This window comes from Fodinisporobacter ferrooxydans (assembly GCF_022818495.1).
GTDB classification, from domain to species: domain Bacteria; phylum Bacillota; class Bacilli; order Tumebacillales; family MYW30-H2; genus Fodinisporobacter; species Fodinisporobacter ferrooxydans.
Window position 1 is genome coordinate 4,802,870 of record NZ_CP089291.1, and the last position, 25,097, is coordinate 4,827,966.

Below are 25,097 nucleotides of genomic sequence, written 5' to 3' on the forward strand. Positions count from 1 at the left end.
CGACGAAAGTACATCCGGGCGGGTTCCAGAAGACCTGCCCGCGCCTTATAAACTATATGCTTTGAAGGATCGGAGGAATAACGTTGAAAAAGAAACATTGGAAGTCACAATTTACTTCCAGCTTATTTGTCCTCCCATATTTGTTTTTGTTTGTTGTTTTTTTGCTTGTTCCGATCCTGTACGGGATTTGGATTAGTTTTCACAATTGGGATTTGTTGGCTGCCAATCACAAGTTCGTCGGATTGCAAAACTATGTGGATATCTTTACTTCTTCTACAAACATTCACAAGAAGTTTTTCCAGGGAATGTGGAGTACGATCCAATTCGTCATCTACTCCGTACCCTTGTTGGTGATTCTGGGACTTTTGTTTGCGTTGCTGGTAAACGCTTTGCCAAAACGGATCCAAGGATTGTTTCGAACCATTTACTTTTTACCGTATGCAATCTCCGTTTCTGTCGTAGCCGTCATTTGGCTGTGGATTCTTGACACAAATAGCGGCTTGCTGAACTTGCTTTTGCACAAACCAATTCCTTGGTTAACGGAATTGCCCTATGCATGGGTAGCTCTGGTTCTTGCCACGATCTGGTGGACCATCGGTTTTAATATGATCATTTTTATTAATGCCCTGAATGATGTACCGGAAGACATGTATGAAGCAGCTTCTTTGGATGGGGCGAACAGTTGGCAAAAGTTGATTCACATTACGCTTCCCGCAATAAAGCCGATTCTAATCTTTGTGGTAATCACGTCAACAATTGCTTCTTTCAACGTGTATGGCCAACCATTTTTAATGACACGGGGAGGTCCTGGCGTTGCCACAAAAGTTTTATTGATGAATATTGTTGACACAGCATTTCAAGACAGACAGTTAGGGTCTGCCTCAGCCATGGCAATTCTGATGTCTTTGATTATGATCATTATTTCGATTATTCAATTCAAAGCAACAAATCTAAAGAAGGAGTAGATGACAGGTGAACAACACGAAAAAAGGTCTTCTGATCGTAATCGCCATTGCTATTGCGGTGCTGTTTTTACTTCCTTTGCTGTGGATGTTATCTACCTCTTTTAAAAATGATTTTGAGGCGATCTCCGCCAATATCCACTGGATTCCGCAACAATTTACGTTTAAAAACTATACGTATTCCTTGTCAGGCGACAATTCGGACGTTCCGGTCCTGCGCTGGATTTTCAACTCGGTGTTTGTGGGAGTAGCCGGTACGATTCTGGTTGTCGCCGTCGATGCAATGGCGGCATATGGATTGGCACGCTTGGATGTGCCGTTCAAAAAATTCTTATTTCCAATTTTCATTAGTACACTTATGATCCCATGGGTGGTTACGTTCTTGCCGATGTATATGGAATTTAGCGATTTTAATTTGTTGAATTCATATGCCGCTCTCATCTTGCCATATACAGGGAATGCATTTGGCGTATTTTTGATGTACCAGTTTTTCCGTTCATTTCCCAATGAATTGGAAGAGGCGGGCCATTTGGATGGTGCGAACAAGTGGCAAATCTTCTTGAAAATTGCTCTTCCTTCGGCAAAACCGATGCTGTGGACATTGGCAATTTTTACATTTATGAGCATTTACAATGACTTTCTATGGCCGCTTGTCGCTACAAGTTCCCCGGACATGCGAACCATTTCAACCGGAATTGCGATTATGCAGCAAGGGACATTTGTCTCCTCATTCGGAAAATTGATGGCATTGACAAGCATTGCAACAGTACCGATTATGATCGTATTTCTCATCGGACAAAAGTATTTTATTAAAGGTGTTACACAATCAGGAATCAAGTAGGAGCAGGAGGAAGAAACCATGAATCAGCCTAGAAATGAATATCCCCGTCCGCAGTTTCAGCGTAAAGAGTGGTTGAATTTAAACGGAAGCTGGGATTTTGCGTTTGACGATCAAAATATCGGGATTCAAGAAAAATGGTATCTGCAATTCCCGAATGCTTTAGAAATCCAAGTCCCTTTTGCTTATCAGACGAAACTCAGCGGGATTTTTGATCCTACATTTCACGATGTGATTTGGTACAAACGTTCAATTAATGTTCCTGGCGCTTGGAATGGCAAAGAAATTCTTTTGCACTTTGGCGCGGTGGACTATCGTGCTTGGGTGTATGTAAACGGTCAACTTGTAAAGTATCACGAAGGTGGCAATGTGCCGTTTCATGCAAATATTACAGACTTGTTGAAAAAGGACGGGAATGAGGTTGCCGTTCGGGTAGAGGACCCTTCAACTGATGAGACAATTCCACGCGGAAAGCAATATTGGCATGAGCAATCGGAATCGATTTTTTATACAAGGACCTCCGGCATTTGGCAAACCGTTTGGCTGGAACCTGTAGAGTCCTGCAGGATTGATCAGGTGAAATTCACCCCGGATATTGACACTGGAGATATCACCGTCGAATGCAATGTACGTTTGCCGATTCGTCCAGTTGCGTCTTCGGCAAGTCGGCTTACATTGGAAACGCTGATTTATTTTCAAGATCAATTGATAGTTGCAAACCATTCCACAGTTCTTGAACCATATACGAAACAAACATATCATCTCCGTAATCGGCGTATCGATCGCAGCAACGCACATGGACCTGGCTGGTATTGGTCGCCGGAAGCTCCGAATCTGTTTCGCGTGGTATTTCAATTGCGCAATGACGATCGTGTACTGGATGAAGTGGAAAGTTACTTCGGCATGCGGAAAATCTCTGTGGAAAACGGTCAAATTCTGTTAAACAACAAACCATACTATATGAAACTTGTGTTGGATCAAGGGTATTTTCCGGACGGTCTATTAACTGCCCCATCGGATGATGATTTAAAAAGGGATATTGAATTGGCCAAGGAAATGGGATTCAACGGCGCACGCAAGCATCAAAAGGTAGAAGATCCGCGATATCTATACTGGGCAGACCGGCTTGGATTCTTAGTCTGGGGAGAAATGGCCAATTGCGTGGAGTTTAGTGAAGACGCCATTCGCCGTTTGACGACAGAATGGATCGAAGTTGTAGAGCGGGATTACAACCATCCTTCACTCGTAGCTTGGGTTCCCATTAACGAAAGTTGGGGGGTATCGCGCATTCTCCTCGATCCAAGGCAGCAAAGTCACGCAACAGCCCTGTACTATCTGACAAAATCCCTGGATACGACGCGGTTGGTGATGTCAAATGACGGCTGGGAACATACATTTTCAGATTTATGTACCATTCACAACTATCAAGATGCCGAAAAAATGAAGCAAGCCTATAAATCAATAGACTCTTCGATTTCTACAACACCTGCCGGACGCATGATTTACGCACAAGGGTATGCCTATCGTGGGGAACCTATCCTCATCACCGAATATGGCGGAATCGCCTATCAAGTCGATCAAACAAACGGCTGGGGCTACTCTGCCGTGAATTCCGCAGAAGAATTGGTGGAAGCTTATCGTGCCGTTACGGAAGCGTTATTCGAAAGCCCTGTGCTGCAAGGCTTCTGCTACACGCAATTGACAGACGTGGAACAAGAAATTAACGGGCTTTTGACGTATGACCGCAAACCAAAATGCGATCTGGCAAAAATAAAAGAAATTAATGATCGTGTGAAATAATTGGACAATCGGATGAACTAGAAAATTGCACAATAAAAAAATGCGATGCGAGCAGCCGAATTTGAAAGGTTAAATCAAACTTTTCATGTACGGCTGCTTGCTTTTTAGAGATGCTTAACAGATTTACGAGTACCAAGACCTAAAATTTAAAACTTTCATTTAAAATAGACAAATCTCTCACCTGGAACCATGCTCATCATACAAATAATAGAAATACTTGGTTGATCGATTATTTCTTGTGATCCAGATTTGATGGTATTTTAGGCTTCTCCCATTTTGAATCCTTAAATGTTATATTTCGACGTTGTCAACTTTCCTTTCCTCCTACGCTTTCGTGTGAGATAAGCTTGAAGTAAAACGACAGCAACTATGAACGCTCCGCTTAGCACCTGCTGAGCATAAGTACCCAAATTTCCAGCCTGATTGATTATGTCTTGTAAAACACCAAGTAATAGAACTCCTGCAAAAGAGCCACTTATTGTACCAGAGCCACCGGTAAGCAATGTTCCACCAACGACAACAGCAGAAATTGAATTTAACTCCCAACCAGTGCCTAATGTGGGTTGGCCAGCAGACAACTCCGATGCAAGTAAAACACCAGCCAGTGAAGCTAAAGCACCACTAATGGTATAAGTGATAATTTTAACACGATTCACGGAAACTCCCATTAATCTAGCTGACTCTTCATTTCCACCAATTGCAAAAATAGCATGTCCGAATTTAGTATAATTTAATACAACAGCACCAATTAAATAGGCTGCCACCATAAAAAATACTGGAACACCAATGTCACCAATTAGTCCCTGCCCTATCCAGGAAAACGTAGTAGAATTAATCGAAATATCCTGCTGATTGGATAAAGCAAGTGCAAGACCACTCACACCAAGCAATCCAGCAAGCGTAACAATAAACGGCGCCATTCTGGCCTTTGCAATAAGAAATCCATTAATCATCCCAATGATTGCACCAAGTAAAATCGGTACAATGATTCCTAACGACCAGGAAACAGGCACTAAAAGTGCAGCAGCAACTGAGGAAAATGCCACTAGGGATCCAACCGTGAGATCAATACCACCTGTAATAATTACAAGGGTCTGACCAACCACAATTAATCCTAGAAAAGAACTCTGTAAGAAAATTGTTTCTAAATTCGTTACTGAAAAAAATCCCGGAAATGAAAATGAGGCTATAATTATAACTAAAACAAGAATAGCAATTGCACCACGTTTTTGTATCATTCCCAAAATACGTTCATGTCCTCTTGCAGACATCGATGCTGTTTGCCTAAAGTTCCCAAGAGTTTTCTCAATCTGAGTAGACATCAGTTGGATCCCCTCCCTCTTTGAATGTATACAGCGAGTAGAATAATGATAGCCTCCATAATTTCCGCCCACGTATTTGGAAGGTTATTCATAATAAAGGTAGAATCAAGTAACTGCATGATAAGAGCACCAATAATTGTACCTAGTAATCGAATACGTCCACCTGTTAAAGGCGTACCACCAACAACTACGGCCGTTATTGCATTTAATTCCATTAAAAGCCCAATATTTGATGGATCACTAAAAGACACTCTTGCTGTTTCGATAACGCCTGCGCAAGCTGATAGCACACCACTAATAATATACACTAACAGTAAAGTACTACGGATTGGGTATCCAACGAGGAAACTTGCTTTACGATTACTACCAATTGCAATAACGTATTTACCAAATGTAGTACGTTTAAGCAAAAACCAAATAATTGCAATGCAAAAAACTGCAATAAATGTTTGTTCAGGAACGCCGAGTACTTTATGTTGTCCTAAGCCCAGAAAAATCATGTTTGTAATTTTAACCTGCTGACCACCTACAAGCATTTGGCCTAATCCCCGTAAACCAACTAGAAGACCAAGTGTTACGATTATAGGCTGTACTCCAGTAAATGCAATCACCGCACCACTAAATAGTCCGCACAGGGCACCGACAACTAAAGAGATTAATATCGCCGTCAACCAGCCTAATCCAATGCTCATAGACACAACAGCTGAAGTTAATCCCATTATTGCACCGACAGAAAGATCAATTCCTTCTGTACCAATAACCAAAGCCATCCCAAGAGAAACAATGAGAACAGGTACAACTTCTATAACCTGTGTTATCAAGGAGTTCATCGAAGCAAAGTGAGGGGTAAATATTAGGTTAATCAGAAGCAATAACCCGAATGCAATGTAGACACCTTGATGTTGTATCCAATCAATTATTACTGCCCCTTGCCGTGATGGGGACTGCGCAGCTATATTATTCATTACTCGCCACCCCCGTCTGTACACTCCCAGCTAGCATGTTCATCAAATCACCTTCTGTAATAGAATCGCTATCCGCTTCCCCAATAGTTGTTCCTTCTCTCAAAACAACCAATCGATCCGATCCATCCAAAACCTCATCTGTATCGGAAGAGATAAGAATAATCCCAAATTGTTGTTTTGCCAAGTTCTGAATAAGTTTTTGAACCTCTGCCTTTGCACCAACGTCTATACCCCGGGTGGGATCATCAAGAATTAAGAGTTTTGGATTAATAGCTAGCCAACGTGCTAGTAAAACCTTTTGTTGATTCCCTCCTGATAACTCACGAACAGGCTGTTCAGGGCTTGATGCTTTAATATTTAATCTTTTTATGAACATTTCGACGATTTCATCTTCTTTATCTTTTGAAACTAAGCCACCCTTAGCTAAATGAGGACGTACAGCGGCAATAATATTTTCTCGAATCGATAGATTTGGAAGAATTCCTTCTGATTTACGATCTTCACTTAACAAGGCGATACCATATTTAATCGCCGAGGCGGGCGACCGCATTTTTGTTTCTATTCCGCTCACTTCAATCGTTCCCGAGTCTACAGGATCTGCGCCAAAAATCGCTTTCACTGTTTCAGTTCTTCCTGAGCCTAACAGCCCAGCTAACCCAAGTACTTCTCCTGGATGCACATCAAATGAAACATCATTTAGTACATTCTCCCTTTTTAATCCGCGCACGGATAAAACTGGCTGACTCGTTCGACATTCACTTGATTTGGATTTTGAAACATCATGTTTAGTCTCAATAAGTTCACGACCTAACATTAGAGAAATGAGTTCAACCTTAGGTATGTCCCGTATTCTACCTGTTCGAACCACTTTCCCGTCACGCATTACGGTGATTGTCTCACAAATCTCATAAAGTTCGTCAAGTCTATGACTTACAAATATGATGCCTATTCCTTGTTCACGTAGCTGATTTACAACCCGGAAAAGAACTGATACTTCCTGGGCGTCAAGAGATGAAGTCGGTTCATCCATAATAACAACACGTGCATTGACTGACACAGCTCTTGCGATAGCCACCATTTGTTGAACTCCTAAACCTAGATTTTTTATAGGCTGGGTTAAATCAACGTAGATTCCTAACCGTTCAAGAATTGTAGCCGCTTCTTGATTCATTCGTTTGAAGTCAATTAATCCCAGACGTGAGCGGGGCTCACGTCCGAGAAAAATATTTTGGGCAACACTGAAAAGTGGAATTAAATTCACCTCTTGATAAATGGTACTTATACCAGCTTTCTGAGCATCGCCCGGAGTATTAAACATAACCTGTTTTCCATCGTATATTATCTGTCCGGAATCTGGTTGATAAACACCAGTCAATATCTTTATAAGGGTCGATTTCCCTGCACCATTCTCACCTATCAATGCGTGTACTTCGCCCGGCTGGAGGGAAAAAGTTGCATTATCGAGTGCTAGGACTCCTGGAAATCTCTTCGTTACGTTATTCATTTGGAGAATATGTTTCATTTGAGCCATATATACACCCCCGTATCCTAAACACCGAGCCTTTGATTTTTCTTAAAAAATGTAATTAATATGCTTGACCATCATCTAAAGCTTTTTGAGCATTCGCTTTGGTATACAGTTGATCATCACTTACTATTTGTGCTGGTAGAGATTCGCCAGCTAAGTATTTCTTAATAGCATCAAAAACAAGTGGACCAAACCGCGGATTGGTTTCAACATCTGCATATACCTGGCCTGATACAACATCTTTTACCACTTGCTTAATGCCATCAATGGATACAATTTTTACATCTTTACCAGGAGTTTTACCCGCAGCTTGTATGGCAGAAATCGCTCCTAAAGCCATAGTATCATTTTCTGCATAAACTGCATTAATGTTCGGATTAGCTAATAACATTTGTTGCATGACATCTTGTGCTTTAGATTGAATAAAATTAGCCGGTTGTGTAGCCACAATTTTCATACCTGGATGTTTCTTCATGTAATCTGTAAATCCGTTTGTTCGTTGTGTAGTAACAAAATCTCCAGAAGGCCCCGTTAAGACGGCAATATTAGCATTTCCTCCCGTTGCCTGAACAAGTCCATCTGCCGCTCTTTGCGCTTGCTTATAGAAGTCTGACCCCAAGAAAGTTACATAATCAACACCGGCTTTTCCGGAAGACATGCTATCGATAAGAAATACAGGAATATGATGAGATTTGGCAGCGTTTAAAGCAGGGGTCAATCCATTAAAACTCTCCGGTGTAATAATTAAAATGTTTACACCCTGTGCTATCATATCCTCCACATCAGATACTTGCTTAGAGACATCCCCCTGTGCATTCGTAACAAATAACTTTTTAACACCCAATTTTTGAGCTTCACTCTTAATAGATTGTGTTTCAACCGCACGAAACGGATTAATTTCGCTCTGTGACTGTGAAAAACCAACGACCGCATTTTGAAGTGTAAGTTTGCTCGTAGTTCCACTTGATGTTGCGTTAGACTGAGTCGCCTGACTCCCACCAGTAGCACCACAGGCAACGGTGAACATCGTCATTACTGGTATCAACATAAATGTAAATAATCTTTTAGTCTTATTCATTTCCATATTTCCCCTCTCTTTTTTCCATTAAACTTGTAATCTACCAAGATTACAATAAATTTGACCACCTTAATTGTTGAATTGTATAGTAAGCGATTTCAGAGATCCTGAACACCACCTTTCATTATTCCCAAACTACATTCTCACATGTCGGCTCAATTAGTCATTCGTTTTAGCACTATTGCAACCGATTTCAAAATTATTTAAGGCATAATCCCAGATAACACGTTGATTGTTTATTAGTATAGGGGATTCTTCAAATTCTTGGCTTCGTGAAAATACAATTACTTAAAAACCAATGAATAAACAAATAATTACGCAAGCATCTGTCCTTGTATACGTTGTGAGGGCTAAGTCAAGTTAAACTCAACCCCACTACGCAACTTTAAATTCATTTAGTCAATACTGTCTAATACTTTAACTTCATCATGATCAGACACGTTCAAATTTGTATACCATAGTTACTGAAGTCCAAATCTTTTGCTACAAAGTCATCTTAGTGTAAATACCAGTTAAAATCTTTTCAGGTCTATTAAAGAATTATTACAAACAGTTATTTTAATTTCACATTAAAATTAGCTAAGAACATTTCCACCGTCAACGTTTACTGTTTGACCAGTCATATAGTCAGAATCCGGACCACAAAGGAACGCAACAACATTCGCTACATCTTCGGGTTGTTCGATTCGTCCTAATGGAATTGCTGCAACAGCCTGACGTTTTGGCTCTCCTTCAGGCAATCCTCTTAATTTTGCAAATTTCTTATCGACTTCTACCCAAAATGGGGTATCTACTACGCCAGGAGCTACAGCATTTACATTGATTTTATGTGGTGCTAAAGCTAGTGCCGCTGACTGTGTAACACTAATCACTGCTGCTTTACTCATGCAATAGGACAATGCCATGTCTTCCCCTCGGCGTCCAGCCTGAGAAGCCAAGTTTACAATTTTGCCCGTACCTCGTTTCACCATATGTTCTGCTGCTGCCTGCAAAGCGAAGAATAATCCTTTTACATTTACATCAAATTGAAGATCCAATTCTTGTTCGGTAATCTCAAAAATCGGATTAAAAATACCTACTCCAGCATTATTAACGAGACGGTCAATCTTTCCAAACTCGGCTATAACCTGATCAATTACCGAACGTACTGCTTCTCGATCTCGTACATCTACTTGCAAACTCATTGATTTTTGCCCTAACTCGCGAATTTCTTTGGCGACCGCCGCAGCATTTTCTTCCTTAAGATCCAAAACCGCTACATCAGCACCATCCCGGGCGAGCCTTAAACTGATTGCCCGACCAATACCTTGACCCCCACCTGTTACAACTGCTACTTTTCCGCTTAATGGTTTACTCATTGCCATATCCTCCGCTTCTAAATTCATGTTTTTTTCTAATTTAAACACTTCAAATTATTAGTAGATTTAATAATAATCGAATTGATTTGCTAATATATTGACACTATTTATCATGCATCATGTAATTATTGAATGTTGAGAGCATTCCGTAATACAACAGTTTTTACTTGCGTCATTTCCTCGAGTGTAATCGTTAAACCTTCACGACCAAGTCCACTCATCTTATATCCGCCAAACTGCGCTGCATCTGGGCGGTACAACCCAGATCCGTTTACGGATATAACTCCTGATTGAATCCCAAATGATGCATTGATCGCGCGATTGATATTTTTCGTAAAGACGGAACCATTGAGTCCATAAATGGAGTTATTTGCAATTTGAATCGCTTCTTCATCTGTTGTGAAGCTGATAAGCGGAAAAACCGGTCCGAATATCTCCATATCCCTTGCTACTTCCATATCCGGTGTAACATTCCCCAAAACTGTAGGTGAATAAAAGCATTGGCCAAATCGTTCGCCACCGTATAATACTTGTGCGCCTGCTTGAACGGTTTGTTCCACCTGTTGTTTGACAGTATTCGCAGCTTTTTCGGTAATTAATGGACCAACCTTGGTTGTTTGATCAAGTGGATTTCCCACAGTATATTCAGCAATAGCTTTCAACAATTTATGTGTAAATTCATCCATTACAGATTGCTGAACAATCAAACGTTTATTTGCACAGCAACATTGACCGTTTGCCCATGTACGGCCAACTACAGCATGTTGCACTGCTTCATCGAGATCAGCATCGTCAAACACGATTAACGGGTCATTGCCACCTAATTCAAGAAATACTCGTGACAAATGTTTTGCGCCATTTTGTGCTACTTTAATACCAGTATTCGTACTTCCAGTGAAACTGATAAGATCAACTTTCGGACTGCCAGCTAGAATGTCACCAACCAGTTGACCATCACCCGTGATTACTTGCATCACGTTGCCTGGCACTCCAGCTTCATGCAGCAGCTCGGTTACTTTAATCACAGTCAAAGGCGCTTCTAATGCCGGCTTGATAATGACCGCATTTCCTGCAGCTAACGCCGGAGCTACTTTGTGCGAAAAAAGGTCAATTGGAAAGTTGAAAGGCAAGATTCCGGCCAATACACCAATCGGCTCGTGACGAGTCAACAATACGTCGCGCTCGAGCCCTGCTTGAGAATCTAACGGTACTGTCTGTCCGTACAAGGACTTTACTTTTTCGGCAAAACCGCGGAACAAACGAGTTCCGGTATCAATTTCAAGCCCTGCCTGCTCAAGTGTTTTTCCTACTTCGCGACATAAAGTATCCGCTAACTCCGCACGATGTACTTGCAATAATTCAGAAAACCGGATTAAAATTTCCGATCGTTTATGTATCGGTGTTTTTGCCCAAACAACTTTACCTTTTTGCGCATGATCCAATGCCTCTTCAACATCTTCTGCCGAAGCTAATGGTACTGAATCAATAACTTCCATCGAAGCCGGGTTGTATACAGGTATTGTCTCTCCGTTACGCGCATCTCGATATTGGCCATTTATAATCATTTTCAAAATGATTCATCACCTTTCTTTTTTACGGTTCGAAAGACAACGCTTTCAATTTCCTTTAAAGTTAAATATAAAAATTGGTATGAATAGAATCTTTCACAGCAATACTCTTCGACTCTATTTACTAAGTGCCATACACTCGCATGCTTGGAACAAATCCAAGTCGCCTGGATATATGCAAAGCTGCATCCTTTAGTTTCTGAACAAACGCCTTTTGATTCTCAAACATCCGAACGTTTGGCCCTGCGATACTAATTCCACCAATCGCCCGTCCAGTATAGTTGTAAATCGGGACAGCGAAACAAGTTAGTCCGATTTCCGTCTCTTCTCTATCTACAGCATACCCATTCAGTCGTACTCTGCTCAGTTCTTCATGAAACTCTCTGCGACTTGTTATTGTCCTCTCGGTAAACTTAGACATTCCTTTTACATTCAGTATCTTATCGACTTCTTCCACTGAGAAACTTGAAAGAATTGCTTTCCCAAGACCAGTGCAATGAACAGGTTTTCTCATTCCCAATTGAGCAGTTGTACGAATCGATCGTGTTCCTTCTGTTTTGTAGAGATATACAATTTCACCATTGTTATAAACTGCGAAAAAGGATGTTTCGCCTGTCGATAATGCCAAATCTGATAAATAAGGTTTCGCAACATCCACTGACTCTAGATTCATTAAACCGGATACTCCAATTTCAACCGCTCTCAAACCAACTATGTACTTCTCATTTGCCGGATCGTATTCAACATAATCACGAGACTTTAAAGTTTCCATGAGACGGTGTACAGTACTTTTTGGCATATCCAACCGCTTAGCCAGTTCGGCTAACGCAATCCCCTCTTCGGTACTTGCCACCATTTCAAGAATGGAAAGAGTCTTATCGATTGCCGTATTTCGTTGACCATCTGGATTGTGGTCTTTAAACGTCACACCATCACCTCCATACCTGTAGAATAATGAATAATAATCCAGTACAGCATTTAATCCAGAATAAAAAACCAATTTTTATTTTATTTGATAATTTTTCGGGATATCATTCCGTTTTTATATTTATATATTATTTTTAATAGAACACTATGTCAATAGATCATTTTAAAAATTTTATTTGTTTTACCAACTTTCTAAAGATTGCAATCATGCCAAATACGTAACCTCGCTGCTTGGACTGCATTAACAAATTGGATAGCTGTTTTTGTTATTTTATCAAAATTTGAATCTTTTACCGCCTGTGAATCGATCAGCTTTCCACCGATTCCAACTGCAGCTACTCCTGCTTCTATAAATGAATCTACATTTTCCAGATTCACCCCGCCGGTCGGAATAATAGGTATATGCGAAAACGGTGCTTTAATATCTTTTATATACTTAACACCAAGACCACCGGCAGGAAAAACTTTAACAAGATCTGCTCCCCATTCAACCGCAGTAATCATTTCGGTTGGTGTCATCACACCCGGTACCACTACTTTTCCGTAACGCAGCGTTGTTCTTATTACACCTTCATGTAGACTGGGACAAAAAACAAAGTCAGCTCCATTATGAATCGCCATATACGCTGATTCACAATCGATAACCGTCCCGGCTCCAACAACGGCGTGATTCTCAAAACGTTTGGAAAGTCTATGAATGATTTCGAAAGCCAAAGGAGAATCTATAGTTACTTCAAGTGCGGTAACTCCCCCTTCAACCAGACTTTTTGCGATTTGATCAATTTTATCTGCTGGCATTCGGCGAATAACAGCAATAACTCCGCTTTCAACCATTTTTTGCAATAGTTTTACTTTGGGTAACATATTGAATTTCCTTTCTTCTACTATCGAAATACCTCTTCATTTTTCAAGCCTGGATCTACCTGATCCCAATATGGATACCCTTCTACATCACCAGCTACAGTGAGTGCAAAAGCGCCTACCTTGTTGCCTAATGCGACAGCTTGCCGAAGAGACCATCCCCGTATGAGTCCTGATAAAAATCCAGCAGCAAACCCATCTCCAGCTCCTATTGGATCTACAATTTGCTTAACTGGAGCAGCAGCAACATATTCCTCGTTATCAGATGTAGCGCAAAAAGCCCCCTTATCCCCAAGTTTAACTACAACTGCTTTGGCACCATTCTGCAAAAACGTTTCAGAAATCTTTTCAGGAATTCTTTCCCCCGTCATAATTTCACCTTCTTCAAGCCCTGGAAGAATAATGTCACATTGGCTCGCAATATCCGTCAATACAGTTCCAGCTTCTTTTTTGGACCAAAGTTTTAATCGGATGTTAGGATCAAATACAATGATCAGACGATTCTTTTTTGCTAATTGAATTGCCCTATAAACGGAATCCCTACAAGAACTACTCAGAGCTGGGGTTATCCCTGTAAGATGCAAATATTTGGCCTGCGCTATATAATTCTCATCCAAGTCATGTTCTGTCATGAAACTGGCAGCTGAATTTTTGCGATAATAGTAAACTTTTGATTCTCTGCCTGCCTGCCGCTCTTTAAAAAACACGGCAGTCGGGTGATTTTTGTCAAAAATTACCCGAGAAGTATCAACTCCTTCCCCTCGTATGTAATTACGTACATACAATCCAAATTCATCATCACCCAATCTTCCGACCCATCCAACTTGATGGCCTAATCGCGCCAAAGCAATCGCCACATTGGATTCCGCTCCACCAATCGCTTTTTCAAATCTTGTGACATAACGCAGCGGGCCTACGGATTCAGATGTAAAGAGCACCATAGTTTCGCCAAATGTAACGACATCCAATATTCTCACTCCATCTTTAGAAATCTATCTATCTGGCAAGCCAACCTCCGTCAACTACCACTATTTCTCCATTTATATAATTGGAGGCTTCTGATGCCAGAAAAACTACAAGACCTTTTAGATCTTCCGGTTTCCCCCATCTGCCTGCCGGGATGCGTGTTGAAATCGTCTCGAATCTTTCGGGATCGTTCCTTAAGGCTGTATTGTTATCTGTTGCAATATAGCCTGGAGCTATTGCGTTCACTTGTACTCCTTTACTTGCCCATTCATTTGCAAGCGCCTTTGTTAATTGCCCGATAGCACCCTTGCTCGCTGCATAACCGGGCACCGTAATTCCGCCTTGAAACGTGAGAAGTGATGCAGTAAAGATAATTTTGCCCGAGCCTCGAGCTACCATATCTCTTCCAATTTCCCTGCTTAAGATAAACTGGGCGTCAATATTAACATTCATGACCTTATCCCAGTATTCATCTGGGTGTTCAGTTGCAGGTTTTCGTAAGATAGTGCCAGCGTTATTTACTAAAATATCAATCATTGGGTGCTTATCTTTTAATTCATGAATCCATTCATAAAGTTTATTCCGATCCGAAAAATCACAGGAGTAACCTTTAAATTTACGTCCCAGTCTATTGATTTCTTTTTCAATTTCACTTTCAGGTTCTAAAGATGCACTAACTCCAATGATATCCGCACCAGCTTCCGCTAAAGCAAGCGCCATTGCTTTTCCGATACCACGTTTTGCTCCCGTGACTAGCGCAGCTTTTCCTTCGAGCTTAAACAAATCAAGTACACCCATATTCTTGTCTCCCATTTATTCAATTGAATTTTTTAGATTTTTCTAATTTACCAATACCAGTATCGGATTTTATCGGGAGCAGCTAAGTAAAATTTTCATAGCTTGGCCGCCGCTTTCCATTTGCTTAAAACCTTTTTCCAAGTCTTCTAATGGATAAATTTCAGAAATTACCCGATCTAATGGTAATTTTCCCGCCGCTGCTAACTGAATTGCTTTCTCAAAATCTTCTCGTTCATATACTCTTGCCCCTAACAGTTTTAATTCTCTCCAAAAGAAACGATGCAGATCAACTTTAGGAGGTTGGCTAAAAATCGCTACAACCACAATTCTTCCTCTTGTACGTGGAAGCTGTGTCATAACTTCAGCACCAGTTGCCGAGGAGGTTACCTCGAACACTACATCAGCACCTGTTCCTTGTGTTTGAAGATTCACATACTCTACAAGATCCTTCTCTTTAGGATTTATCGTATCCATACCTAGTTCCTTCAGTAATTCCAAGCGGAAAGGATTAATTTCCGATACCAAAACCCTGGCACCCGCTTCTTTGGCAACCAATGCGATAAGTGTTCCGATTGGGCCCCCACCAAGTACTACAGCGTACTCTCCTTTCTTCACATCTCCAATTCGAACATCATGGCAGGCTACTGCCAAGGGTTCTATTAAAGCACCATGCTCCATTGGCAATTGATCCGGTATTGGGAAAACCGCAAATGCAGGCACAGTCCAATAGGTTTGAAAGGCTCCCGGTGTTTCAATTCCTAAAAATTTTAAATTTTTACAAATATGACTATGACCGGATAGACAAGCTTGACATTTTCCACAGGGATCTAACGGCATTACCGTTACACGATCTCCAACTGCAATATGCTTCACTTCTCCTCCCAGTGCATGAACTACTCCGGACATTTCATGACCCATAATCTGAGGAAACTTAACTCTTTTATCCATATGTCCAAGGTATATATGTAAATCGGTTCCGCAAATTCCAGCATAGGAGACTTTTATTTGCACTTCATTATCTTCAGGCTCAATACAAGTGCACTCTCCTATACGGATCTTTTTATCTCCCTCATAAAAAGCCGCTTTCATTTAAAATTCCTCCACTTCAGAATCCTTTTCTATCGATTCACAGCTATCTTATCCGTTAAAAATTCCGTTTTATATTCTTGTAAAAGATCCCGACGGAATTCCACACCAATTCCTGGAGTATCAGGAGCTACTGCCTTCCCGTTTTCCAAAACAAGTGGTCGTGTAGTATATCTATCAATTGGAAAACTGTGTACTTCTAAATACGATGCATGCGGCATCGCCGACATCAAACTGACATGAAGCTCCTGCATTCCATGTGTGCAAACAGGCAAATTATGCACATGAGCCAAATGCGCGACTTTCAGCCACCCTGTAATTCCACCAATATTGGAAGCATCCGGTTGTGGGAAATCAATATTACCACGAGTAATCATGTTCTGGAATTCATATATTGTATGAAAATTTTCTCCTGCGGCAATAGCCACCCCGCCCTCTTTCGCAATCCGATGATATCCATCATAATCATCAGGAATGGTCGGTTCTTCAAGCCAGAAAATATCAAACTCTTTCAGCATCCATGCTGCTTTTATCGCTGTTGCAATTGACCACTTCATGTTTGCATCTACCATAAATACGATATCCGAACCAATTAAAGCACGTACAGCTGCAACACGTTCTATATCCTCTTCCAACCGTTCTTGTCCCAACTTGATTTTTACGGCACGGAACCCGCTATCCAAGTAGCCTTGAATATTTTTCAGGAGCTTTTCCATAGGAAAATTCAAATCAATTGCACCTGCATAAGCCTTGGTGTTATTGCTGGTCCCACCCAATAACCTCCATAATGGTTCTTCCGCCTTTTTCGCGCGTAAATCCCACAAAGCAATGTCTATAGCGGAAATTGCAAACGAAGCTATTCCACCTCTTCCAACATAATGTATTTTCCAGTTCATTTCTTCCCAAATCTTTTCAATACAACTTGCATCTTTTCCTAAAAGAAAAGGCCTTAAATCGTGTTCGATCAGATTGCAAATCGCTCTGCCACCAACCCCTCCGGTATACGTATAGCCGACTCCTTGGTTACCGCTTTCAAGAATGATCTTTACGATTACCAATTCAAAGTGTGTGTGAATCCCATGTTTAGCATCGCCCATTTGTTCTGCCAACGGAATTCGGTAAAATTCGGTAACTACATCAATAATATTTCTTGCATTCGACATGTTTTAAAGTCTCCTTTTCCTAAAACCTGTCAGATCGAGCGTTTAAATATTTTGCAAATTGAAAATTTCCCCGTTACTAAATAATATAAAACGGAATATAATTTCTATTTTTATTTATATTACCATTATAACGGAATTATGTTCCGTTTTTATGGTATAACAATGCATATCTTTAGTCAATATTTATTTTTTTCTATCAACTCAGACATGTATCCCACAACAAAAAAAGTGGCTTTCCCCGAAGGCCGACACCGAATGAAATGGTCCCAAAACTAGAACGAAAAAACCTCCAAAACCACAATGAAAGTGGGATTGGAGGTTCTGCTGTATTTCGTAACATAACTTCTATAAAATGGATGAACGCATTGTTGAAACAAAGCCTAGTCTTTTGGAAATAAGAATACTTTTTTCCTTGACAAGATTAGAGATATATTCTTGCTCATCATAGATTCTGTCGGTCGGTCCGGCTACACTGATTGCAGCAACAACATGACCAGTAAAATTAAAAATGGGGGCTGCAATTGAACTCAGGCCTTCATCATACTCTTCATAATTAAAGGCAATTCCTGTTTGCCTGATTTTACTAAGTTCCTCTAAAAATTGCTGACGATCAATAATGGTAGTCTTTGTATACTGCTTCAACCCCTTTTGGCTGATGATTTTTTCAACATCTTCCAAAGAGAAATAAGCCATAATTGCTTTTCCAAGTCCAGTACAGTGTACGGGATTTCTTGTACCTAAATTCGCATTTGTTATAACGGATGACGTCCCTTCCGTCTTGTAAATATATACAATCTCTCCCTCATTAAAAACTGCCAAAAATGAGGTTTGCTTTGTCAGAGCCACAAGATCCCTGGTATGTGGGATTGCGGCATCAACCAAATCAACATTTTTTAATCCCGACATTCCTATTTCGATTGCTTTAAGACCAATAGAATATTTTTCCGTTATAGGATCTTGTTCTACAAATCCTGCCAGTACTAATGTATCCAATATTCTATGTGTTGTGCTTTTGGGTAAGCGAACAGCTTCAGCTAATTCTCTGACTCCTATCTTTCCATCAGCAAGCGAAAGACACTCTAATAAAAGTAAAGCCCTTTCCAACGTTGAGTTTGTTTTTAATTGTTCATCCTTTTGCATAATAAAACCTCATTTTAAAACATAATTTTATTTCACAACTATTTCTTATTCAATATGGATACTATTTACTAGTATAACTCACTCAAATGACTCATTCAATATTATTGGGACAGTATCCCAATAATAATACTTCGTATACTAAATTATTTACTATAACATGTCAAGAGTATTGTACAACGAAACAGGTTCATTACTGCATGTAATCAAAGCAAGAAAATTTATTCGTTTAGAGATGGAACACAAAAAGACCTGGGAAGATCGACTCTTCCGCAGGCCTTTTTGTCCATTTCCTTTTTCATTCCCTTGTTATGTTGCGGTCTTACAGCTTTTCACTCACGACTTTCGCTTGTGTGAACAAGAGCAGATAGTCGCGGCCGCCGGCTTTCGAGTCTGTGCCGGACATATTGAAGCCGCCGAACGGGTGCACGCCGACAAGAGCGCCTGTGCATTTGCGGTTGAAATACAAGTTGCCGCAATGCATGTGTGTGCGGGCGTACTCAAGGTGTTCCCGGTCATTGGAGAATACGGAACCGGTCAAACCGTATTCCGTGTTGTTGAACATGCGGATCGCTTCTTCAAATGTGTCCGCTTTGGAAATCGCCAAGACAGGTCCGAAAATCTCCTCTTGGAAAATTCGCGCATCTTCCGGGACATCCGCAATGACAGTCGGCTGAATATAGTAGCCATTGCCTTCTGCTTTGCCGCCGCCAGCCAAGAGACGGCCTTCTCCTTTGCCGATCTCGATGTAATTCAAAATCGACTCATATGCTTTTGCATCAATTACCGGACCCACCGCGAAGTTCTCATCCTGTGGTCCTGCTTGCAGCGCCTTTGTTTTTTCCACAACTTTTTCAACGATGACATCATAGACGTCTTTATGAACAACCGCCCGGGATCCGGCCGAACATTTTTGGCCTTGGAAACCAAATGCAGACGCCACGATTGCACTTGCCGCTTCTTCCAGGTTTGCGTTGGCATCGACGACAATCCCGTCTTTTCCGCCCAACTCTCCAACGAAACGCTTGATCCAGATTTGCCCCGGCTGTGTCTTCGATGCCAATTCATTGATCCGCAATCCTACTTCACGGGAGCCTGTGAAAGAGATAAAACGAGTCTTGGGATGTTCGACAAGATAATCGCCAATCTCCGCGCCGGAGCCTGGAATAAAGTTGATCACGCCTTTTGGCAGACCGATTTGTTCCATCAGTTCCACAAACTTCGCTGCGATAATCGGCGTGGTGGAAGCCGGCTTCAATAAAACCGTGTTGCCCGATACCACCGCAGATGTTGTGATGCCAGCCATAATGGCCAACGGGAAATTCCATGGCGGAATAATCACGCCAACACCCAAAGGAATATAGGTCAAACGGTTTTCTTCGCCAAAAATCCGTGTCAACGGCTGTGGTTGTGCCAAGCGCAGCATTTCACGACCGTAAAACTCCAGGAAATCAATCGCTTCTGCAACGTCTGCATCCGCTTCCGCCCAGTTCTTGCCCGCTTCATAGATCATCCATGCAGAAAATTCATATTTGCGCCGGCGCATTTCCGCTGCCGCTTTGAATAAATAGCCTGCGCGAGTCGCCGGATCTACCAGTTTCCAGCTTTCAAACGTTGCAAGCGCCGCCTGCATCGCCTGTTCAGCCAAATCGCGGCTTGCTGAAGACGCATATCCGACAACTTGATCCACGTTGCCAGGGTTGACGGATTTGATTTTCTTATCTGTTACAATCTTTTCGCCGCCGATCACGAGCGGATATTCTTTGCCGAATTGCTCTTTTACACTGGCTAATGCAGCTTCCATGGCCTTTTTATTGGCCGGATCAGAAAAATTGGTAAACGGTTCATTTTTGAATTCGACGATCATGTTTGTATCCCCACTTTCTCTTGTTTTTATAGAAGCTGTTCAAAAAGCGGCAAAACCTCCATAGCGTCTTGCTTCACAAGGACTTTCTTCACCGCTTTTTGAACACATGCTGATAACGATAAAATCCTATTTTTTCACCATGCTCTTCATGACAAAACCTACATTGGCCGGACGTTCCGCCAACCTGCGCATGAAGTATCCGTACCAGTCATTCCCATATGGAACATAGACGCGCATTGTATACCCTTCATTGGCCAATTGCTGCTGCAACTGTGTGCGAATGCCGTACAGCATCTGAAATTCGAATTGGTTTTTGGGAATGTTGTGCGTCTTTACAAACTGTTTGACATGCTTGATAATCGCTTCATCATGTGATGCGATCGCCGCATAATTCCCGTATTTTAAATGCTTTTCAATAATTTTTATATAATTGCGATCTACATCTGCTTTCTCCGGAAACGCCACTTCTTTTGGTTCTTTATACGCGCCTTTGACAAGCCGCAAATTCAGATGGTGCGGATTCAGGTCATCAATGTCTTGCTCTGTCTTGTACAGATATGCCTGCAAAACGGTCCCTACATTGTCATAACCTTCCGCAATCAACTGTTTCAAAATATCGAGCGTCACTTCGTTATGTGCATAATCTTCCATATCGATCCGCACGAAGTTGTTGCACGCTTTCGCCGTATCCAGAATGCGGCGCATATTGGCCACACACAAATCTTTGGATATATCCAACCCCAATTGAGTCATCTTCAATGAAAGATTGGACTTGACTCCAGCTTTTTGAATTTCTTTCAGCGTCAACATGCAATAGTCGGCACTTTCATTCGCTTCCGCTTCCGTAAAGACAAATTCCCCCAGATGATCGAGTGTCGCGAGAATCCCCTTGCCGTTCAATTCCCTCACGGCATCAATCGCGTCTTGAATCGTCACTCCGGCCACAAAACGGCTCGCCCCAAAACGCAATCCCCATTTTTTGGCCGCCGTGTTGGCTGTTTGATTTTTCGATAAGAACAGGAAAAAATCACGCAATGCCTGCTCCATGGTTCCACCTTCCCGTTTCCCTTTTGCCCGCCGTCTTCCTTCCCCGTGCGAGCCTGTCAATCCTTCTGATTCCTTGAACAAATACAGATGCCCGTTGCGCTGGAAATACCCAAATACAAACAATGCCAAATACAAACAGAAACCGGTTGCAGATCGGTGCTGCCGCTTACATATGTCTCTTACATATGTCCGCTCATGTATATGTGCAATTTTTGAACATCTGTATTTAAATTGTACATCATGAATTTATTTTTGTACACTATTTAAACAAAAATGTTCAATTATTCATTTTTGTTTATACAGTTCAATGGTATGATACAATGAAAGAAAACTTGATCGTGCGAAACAACGAACAAACTACGCTTGCAACCTGTTAAGGAGAATACAGCGATGATTGATAAAATTCCAATGGAAACAAACATACTGGTGATTGAATCCTCATTTCGCTCCGGATTCCACCATGAACACTTGTTCAGTGAAATAAAAACATCAGCAGCCAAGATTGTCGTATTGCAAGAAGACCATCAATATATTGGATTTATGTCCGTTTCAGATGATCCGTTGCATGGTTCATTGCCAAATGATCTAACACGATTCCCCTGGAAACCCTTACAAGCAGTCTCCTCCGACGATATTCAAACATTGAATTTTGAACCGGATGCGGATTTGCTGGTGATTCGGACATCCGGAGAGATCGAAGGATTTTTAAGCAAACAAGCTGTTGCAAATTTCCTGTTTGACCAATTGAAAACAACCCAGTCGTTTCTGGATACGCTGCTTGATTCTGTCAACGATGCGGTCACATGTGTCGATCGGGAAGGTACCGTTTTTTATTGGAACCGTGTTGCCGAAGAGTTTTATGGTGTACCTGGCGAGTTGATTATCGGCAAGCGAATTGGCGACTTTTTTTCACAAGGATCGATCATGCTGTTCAACATTCTTGATGAAGGGCGCCCGATCCGACATGTGTATCACCATCCCCGCCCGGATAAACATGTATTGATCAATGCAGCACCTGTATACGATGGGCAAAAGAAATTGATTGGAGCAGTAGCTACTGAGCAAGACATTTCACAGATCGTCAAAGTCAGTGAAGAATTGATGAATCGAAATTCCAGCGAGCACATGCCGGACGAAACAAGCTCCGATCCTTTCGGAAAGATAAAAGGCTGCAGCCATGTGATTCAAGCTGCGGTTCGGCAAGCGAAACAATTGGCAAACGTACCGATTCCCATCCTGATAACAGGGGAAAAAGGTGTTGGCAAGCGCCTTTTGGCACAGGCCATACATGAACAAATGACAGATCACGGAGAAGCCTGCCCGTTTCTTGAAATCAACGCGGCCACTCTGCCTCCTTCCCTTATTGAAAGCGAACTGTTCGGGTATCAGGGAAACCTGTTTGGCGGTGAAACACAAGCAAAACCGGGAAAAATTGAACTTGCTGCAGGTGGAAGTTTGCTTTTGGACGAGGTAGATGATTTGGCAGAAGATTTACAAATCAAACTGGCTCATCTTTTGGAGCACGGCATCTATTATCGCGTCGGCAGCCATACGCCCATGCCGCTGCAGACAAAGCTGATGTTTACAACTGTACAGCCGCTGAAAGACTTATTGACAACTGGCCGATTCCGGGAAGATTTGTATTATCAATTGGAACGTGCGGCGATTCATCTGCCTCCTTTGCGGGAACGGCCGGAGGATATTCTGGAGTTAAGTCAATCGTTCCTGCAACGATTTGCCCAACAATATCATAAACCGATACCGCTTTTGACACCGGAAGTCATCGCGGCTCTGACTACCTATCACTGGCCTGGCAATGTACGACAATTGCGCAATACAATTGAACGGTTGGTGATTTTTGCAACGGATGAGACAATTGCATTGGATCAGCTTCCTCCTTCCATTCCGTTCAAAACATTGGATCACTTGGAGCAGGAATTCGAAGACAAATACAAACAGCCAACTCCAAATTCACAAGATACAGGAGTTGCGCTGCAAGATATGGAACGCAGCGCAATTCTGCAGGCATTGCAAAAAACGGCCGGCAACAAAGCGGCGGCCGCCAAAGAATTGGGAATTTCAAGAGGGACATTGTACGCAAAGTTGCGGCAACTCAATATTCAGGACGATATTTAAACAGCTTCTGTCACATCGCGGATTCGCTGTTCCAATTCATCTGTATACGCTTGTGTTGTCCCTTCATTCCATTGGAAGATTTGCGCCATGTACTTGATAACTCCTGCTTTCCATTGATGCACCCACGGAATATCAAAGTACATGCTGGCCGTTCGGCGAATAAAATAATCGCTCGGCGTCAAACACATCTCGTGTTCGATTCCATAGATGAGAGAAGCGAATACTTCCAGTGATAAACCGGATATCTCCAAATCTTGTTTGCGATTGCGGATGATGTCATACAGGACATCGATATTCGTACCATAGCGTTTGCTGAGTTTTTCCGCTTCTTCTTTGCTTAACCCGAGTTGAAGACCATCATTCGTCTTTCTCTCAACAAACGTTTTGAAGTTTCGTGAACCGCCAAAATCTCCGCCTGACAGCCGAACCGTATCTGTCGTACAGGATGGATACGGTTTGCCTTTCTCTGCTGCAAGGTCTGCTGTCACAATATCCACAACTTTTTCCGCCATCTTTCGATAGCCGGTCAATTTCCCCCCGGCGATCGTAATCAAGCCGCTGGCAGATAGGAAAACTTCGTCTTTTCGTGAAATTTCCGAAGGGGATTTTCCTTCTTCATGAATCAATGGCCGTACACCTGTCCAACTGGATTCCACATCCTCCGGTGTCAATCGCACGGATGGAAACATAAAATTGATTGCATTTACAAGATACTCCAAGTCCCCTTTAGTCATCCGCGGATGCAACAGGTCTTGGTGGTAATCGGTATCTGTTGTGCCGATATATGTTTTGCCATCCCGCGGAACGGCGAACACCATGCGTCCATCCGGAACATCAAAATAAATGGGATTGTGCAGCGGGAACCGCTTGCCGTCGACGACAATATGGACGCCTTTCGTATGGTGAATGTATTTGCCTTTCTTGGAGCCGTCCATTTCCCGCAATTCATCTACCCACGGCCCAGTTGCATTCACGATTTTCTTGGCATACACGGCAAACGTTTGATCTGTCTGAACATCCCGTACTTTGACTCCAATCACTTTCCCGTCACGATATAGCAAATGTTCCGCTTTCGCATACGTAAGGGCGGTTGTTCCACGATGAACGGCTTCCTTCAGCACTTCCAGCGTCAACCGCGCATCATCCGTACGGTACTCCACATAACATCCGGCGCCTTTCAAACCATCCTTGCGCAACAATGGCTCTTTCTGCAGTGTCTGCTCAATGTTTAACATCGAGCGGCGCTCGCTGCGTTTTACGCCAGCCAAATAATCATACACAAACAATCCCACAGATGTGGCCAATTTGCCGAATGTACCGCCTTCGATCAGCGGCAGCAACATCCACTGTGGCTCAGTGACATGTGGGGCGTTCTCGTACACAATCGCCCGCTCTTTGCCGACCTCTGCGACCAACCTGATTTCCAATTGTTTTAAATAGCGCAAACCGCCATGAACAAGCTTGGTGGAACGGTTGGATGTACCAGCGGCAAAATCCTGCATCTCGATCAGCGCTGTCTGCACACCTCTTGTTTGCGCATCCAGTGCGATTCCTGCTCCTGTAATCCCGCCGCCGATAATTAACAAATCGTATTCATTCGCAGCAAGTGCGGTGATTGCCTCTGTACGTTGCAAAGCTGAAAAACCTTTTGTCATATCTTCCACTCCTTAGTAAAATGAAAAAACCACGA

The 25,097-nt window shown here is 42.1% G+C and carries 20 protein-coding genes; 4 read left to right on the forward strand and 16 right to left on the reverse strand.

The features are described from left to right. The first annotated feature begins 83 nt into the window (after positions 1-83). From LSG31_RS22955 to LSG31_RS22965, 3 genes are read left to right on the forward strand one after another with little or no spacing between them, the layout of a single operon-like run. Positions 84-965: a carbohydrate ABC transporter permease gene (locus tag LSG31_RS22955; protein WP_347437357.1), complete on the forward strand. Its 882-nt coding sequence runs from the start codon at positions 84-86 to the stop codon at positions 963-965. Positions 966-972: 7 nt separating this feature from the next. Next, on the forward strand, positions 973-1,803 hold the full coding sequence (locus tag LSG31_RS22960) for a carbohydrate ABC transporter permease (protein ID WP_347437358.1): 831 nt from the start codon (positions 973-975) through the stop codon (positions 1,801-1,803). Between the two features lie 18 nt (positions 1,804-1,821). Next, positions 1,822-3,600, forward strand: coding sequence for a glycoside hydrolase family 2 protein (locus LSG31_RS22965; RefSeq protein ID WP_347437359.1), 1,779 nt, complete (start codon positions 1,822-1,824; stop codon positions 3,598-3,600). Positions 3,601-3,884: 284 nt separating this feature from the next. Here the strand turns inward: LSG31_RS22965 and LSG31_RS22970 are convergent, their stop codons facing one another. The 15 genes from LSG31_RS22970 to LSG31_RS23040 form a co-directional block, all read right to left on the reverse strand. Beyond that, on the reverse strand, positions 3,885-4,922 hold the full coding sequence (locus tag LSG31_RS22970) for an ABC transporter permease (protein ID WP_347437360.1): 1,038 nt from the start codon (positions 4,920-4,922) through the stop codon (positions 3,885-3,887). After that, on the reverse strand, positions 4,922-5,887 hold the full coding sequence (locus LSG31_RS22975; protein ID WP_347437361.1) for an ABC transporter permease: 966 nt from the start codon (positions 5,885-5,887) through the stop codon (positions 4,922-4,924). Before LSG31_RS22975 ends, LSG31_RS22970 begins: the two co-directional genes overlap by 1 nt. Further along, positions 5,880-7,418: a sugar ABC transporter ATP-binding protein gene (locus LSG31_RS22980; protein WP_347437362.1), complete on the reverse strand. Its 1,539-nt coding sequence runs from the start codon at positions 7,416-7,418 to the stop codon at positions 5,880-5,882. Before LSG31_RS22980 ends, LSG31_RS22975 begins: the two co-directional genes overlap by 8 nt. Positions 7,419-7,473: 55 nt before the next feature. Then, positions 7,474-8,493, reverse strand: coding sequence for an ABC transporter substrate-binding protein (locus LSG31_RS22985; RefSeq protein ID WP_347437363.1), 1,020 nt, complete (start codon positions 8,491-8,493; stop codon positions 7,474-7,476). Between the two features lie 575 nt (positions 8,494-9,068). After that, on the reverse strand, positions 9,069-9,851 hold the full coding sequence (locus tag LSG31_RS22990; protein WP_347437364.1) for a glucose 1-dehydrogenase: 783 nt from the start codon (positions 9,849-9,851) through the stop codon (positions 9,069-9,071). Positions 9,852-9,976: 125 nt separating this feature from the next. Then, positions 9,977-11,416, reverse strand: a complete 1,440-nt coding sequence (locus LSG31_RS22995; protein ID WP_347439586.1) for an aldehyde dehydrogenase family protein — start codon at positions 11,414-11,416, stop codon at positions 9,977-9,979. Between the two features lie 127 nt (positions 11,417-11,543). Beyond that, complete coding sequence (locus LSG31_RS23000; RefSeq protein WP_347437365.1) at positions 11,544-12,347, reverse strand: IclR family transcriptional regulator; 804 nt, start codon at positions 12,345-12,347, stop codon at positions 11,544-11,546. 191 nt (positions 12,348-12,538) lie between these two features. Beyond that, positions 12,539-13,210, reverse strand: a complete 672-nt coding sequence (locus LSG31_RS23005; RefSeq protein WP_347437366.1) for a bifunctional 4-hydroxy-2-oxoglutarate aldolase/2-dehydro-3-deoxy-phosphogluconate aldolase — start codon at positions 13,208-13,210, stop codon at positions 12,539-12,541. Positions 13,211-13,230: 20 nt separating this feature from the next. Beyond that, a complete protein-coding gene (locus LSG31_RS23010) occupies positions 13,231-14,175 on the reverse strand; it encodes a sugar kinase (RefSeq protein ID WP_347437367.1) in 945 nt (314 codons plus the stop codon). 28 nt (positions 14,176-14,203) lie between these two features. Next, on the reverse strand, positions 14,204-14,971 hold the full coding sequence (locus LSG31_RS23015; protein WP_347437368.1) for an SDR family oxidoreductase: 768 nt from the start codon (positions 14,969-14,971) through the stop codon (positions 14,204-14,206). 69 nt (positions 14,972-15,040) lie between these two features. Then, positions 15,041-16,060, reverse strand: coding sequence for a zinc-dependent alcohol dehydrogenase (locus LSG31_RS23020; RefSeq protein WP_347437369.1), 1,020 nt, complete (start codon positions 16,058-16,060; stop codon positions 15,041-15,043). A 29-nt stretch (positions 16,061-16,089) separates the two neighbouring features. Beyond that, positions 16,090-17,220, reverse strand: coding sequence for a mandelate racemase/muconate lactonizing enzyme family protein (locus tag LSG31_RS23025; RefSeq protein WP_347437370.1), 1,131 nt, complete (start codon positions 17,218-17,220; stop codon positions 16,090-16,092). Positions 17,221-17,565: 345 nt separating this feature from the next. Continuing rightward, positions 17,566-18,360 carry an IclR family transcriptional regulator gene (locus LSG31_RS23030; protein ID WP_347437371.1) on the reverse strand — a complete coding sequence of 265 codons (795 nt, stop codon included), beginning with the start codon at positions 18,358-18,360 and terminating at the stop codon, positions 17,566-17,568. Between the two features lie 319 nt (positions 18,361-18,679). Continuing rightward, positions 18,680-20,224 carry an L-glutamate gamma-semialdehyde dehydrogenase gene (gene pruA, locus LSG31_RS23035; RefSeq protein WP_347437372.1) on the reverse strand — a complete coding sequence of 515 codons (1,545 nt, stop codon included), beginning with the start codon at positions 20,222-20,224 and terminating at the stop codon, positions 18,680-18,682. A gap of 126 nt (positions 20,225-20,350) precedes the next feature. After that, a complete protein-coding gene (locus tag LSG31_RS23040; RefSeq protein WP_347439587.1) occupies positions 20,351-21,271 on the reverse strand; it encodes a proline dehydrogenase family protein in 921 nt (306 codons plus the stop codon). Positions 21,272-21,661: 390 nt separating this feature from the next. Between LSG31_RS23040 and LSG31_RS23045 the strand changes: the two genes are divergently transcribed. Next, positions 21,662-23,407: a sigma-54 interaction domain-containing protein gene (locus tag LSG31_RS23045; RefSeq protein ID WP_347437373.1), complete on the forward strand. Its 1,746-nt coding sequence runs from the start codon at positions 21,662-21,664 to the stop codon at positions 23,405-23,407. On the opposite strand, the gene LSG31_RS23050 is transcribed toward LSG31_RS23045, so the two are convergent. Continuing rightward, positions 23,404-25,062 (reverse strand): glycerol-3-phosphate dehydrogenase/oxidase, encoded by a 1,659-nt coding sequence (locus tag LSG31_RS23050; RefSeq protein WP_347437374.1) that lies wholly within the window; start codon positions 25,060-25,062, stop codon positions 23,404-23,406. The genes LSG31_RS23045 and LSG31_RS23050 overlap by 4 nt on opposite strands. Positions 25,063-25,097 lie beyond the last annotated feature (35 nt).

Excerpts from the sequence above, each read along its gene's own strand:
- LSG31_RS22965 (WP_347437359.1), top strand. The coding sequence starts at position 1,822 with ATGAATCAGCCTAGAAATGAATATCCCCGTCCGCAGTTTCAGCGTAAA.
- LSG31_RS22970 (WP_347437360.1), bottom strand. The coding sequence starts at position 4,922 with ATGTCTACTCAGATTGAGAAAACTCTTGGGAACTTTAGGCAAACAGCA.
- LSG31_RS22980 (WP_347437362.1), bottom strand. The coding sequence starts at position 7,418 with ATGGCTCAAATGAAACATATTCTCCAAATGAATAACGTAACGAAGAGA.
- LSG31_RS23025 (WP_347437370.1), bottom strand. The coding sequence starts at position 17,220 with ATGTCGAATGCAAGAAATATTATTGATGTAGTTACCGAATTTTACCGA.
- LSG31_RS22975 (WP_347437361.1), bottom strand. The coding sequence starts at position 5,887 with ATGAATAATATAGCTGCGCAGTCCCCATCACGGCAAGGGGCAGTAATA.
- LSG31_RS23030 (WP_347437371.1), bottom strand. The coding sequence starts at position 18,360 with ATGCAAAAGGATGAACAATTAAAAACAAACTCAACGTTGGAAAGGGCT.
- LSG31_RS22995 (WP_347439586.1), bottom strand. The coding sequence starts at position 11,416 with ATGATTATAAATGGCCAATATCGAGATGCGCGTAACGGAGAGACAATA.
- LSG31_RS23005 (WP_347437366.1), bottom strand. The coding sequence starts at position 13,210 with ATGTTACCCAAAGTAAAACTATTGCAAAAAATGGTTGAAAGCGGAGTT.
- LSG31_RS23040 (WP_347439587.1), bottom strand. The coding sequence starts at position 21,271 with ATGGAGCAGGCATTGCGTGATTTTTTCCTGTTCTTATCGAAAAATCAA.
- LSG31_RS22990 (WP_347437364.1), bottom strand. The coding sequence starts at position 9,851 with ATGAGTAAACCATTAAGCGGAAAAGTAGCAGTTGTAACAGGTGGGGGT.
- LSG31_RS23050 (WP_347437374.1), bottom strand. The coding sequence starts at position 25,062 with ATGACAAAAGGTTTTTCAGCTTTGCAACGTACAGAGGCAATCACCGCA.
- LSG31_RS22985 (WP_347437363.1), bottom strand. The coding sequence starts at position 8,493 with ATGAATAAGACTAAAAGATTATTTACATTTATGTTGATACCAGTAATG.
- LSG31_RS23045 (WP_347437373.1), top strand. The coding sequence starts at position 21,662 with ATGATTGATAAAATTCCAATGGAAACAAACATACTGGTGATTGAATCC.
- pruA (WP_347437372.1), bottom strand. The coding sequence starts at position 20,224 with ATGATCGTCGAATTCAAAAATGAACCGTTTACCAATTTTTCTGATCCG.
- LSG31_RS23015 (WP_347437368.1), bottom strand. The coding sequence starts at position 14,971 with ATGGGTGTACTTGATTTGTTTAAGCTCGAAGGAAAAGCTGCGCTAGTC.
- LSG31_RS23020 (WP_347437369.1), bottom strand. The coding sequence starts at position 16,060 with ATGAAAGCGGCTTTTTATGAGGGAGATAAAAAGATCCGTATAGGAGAG.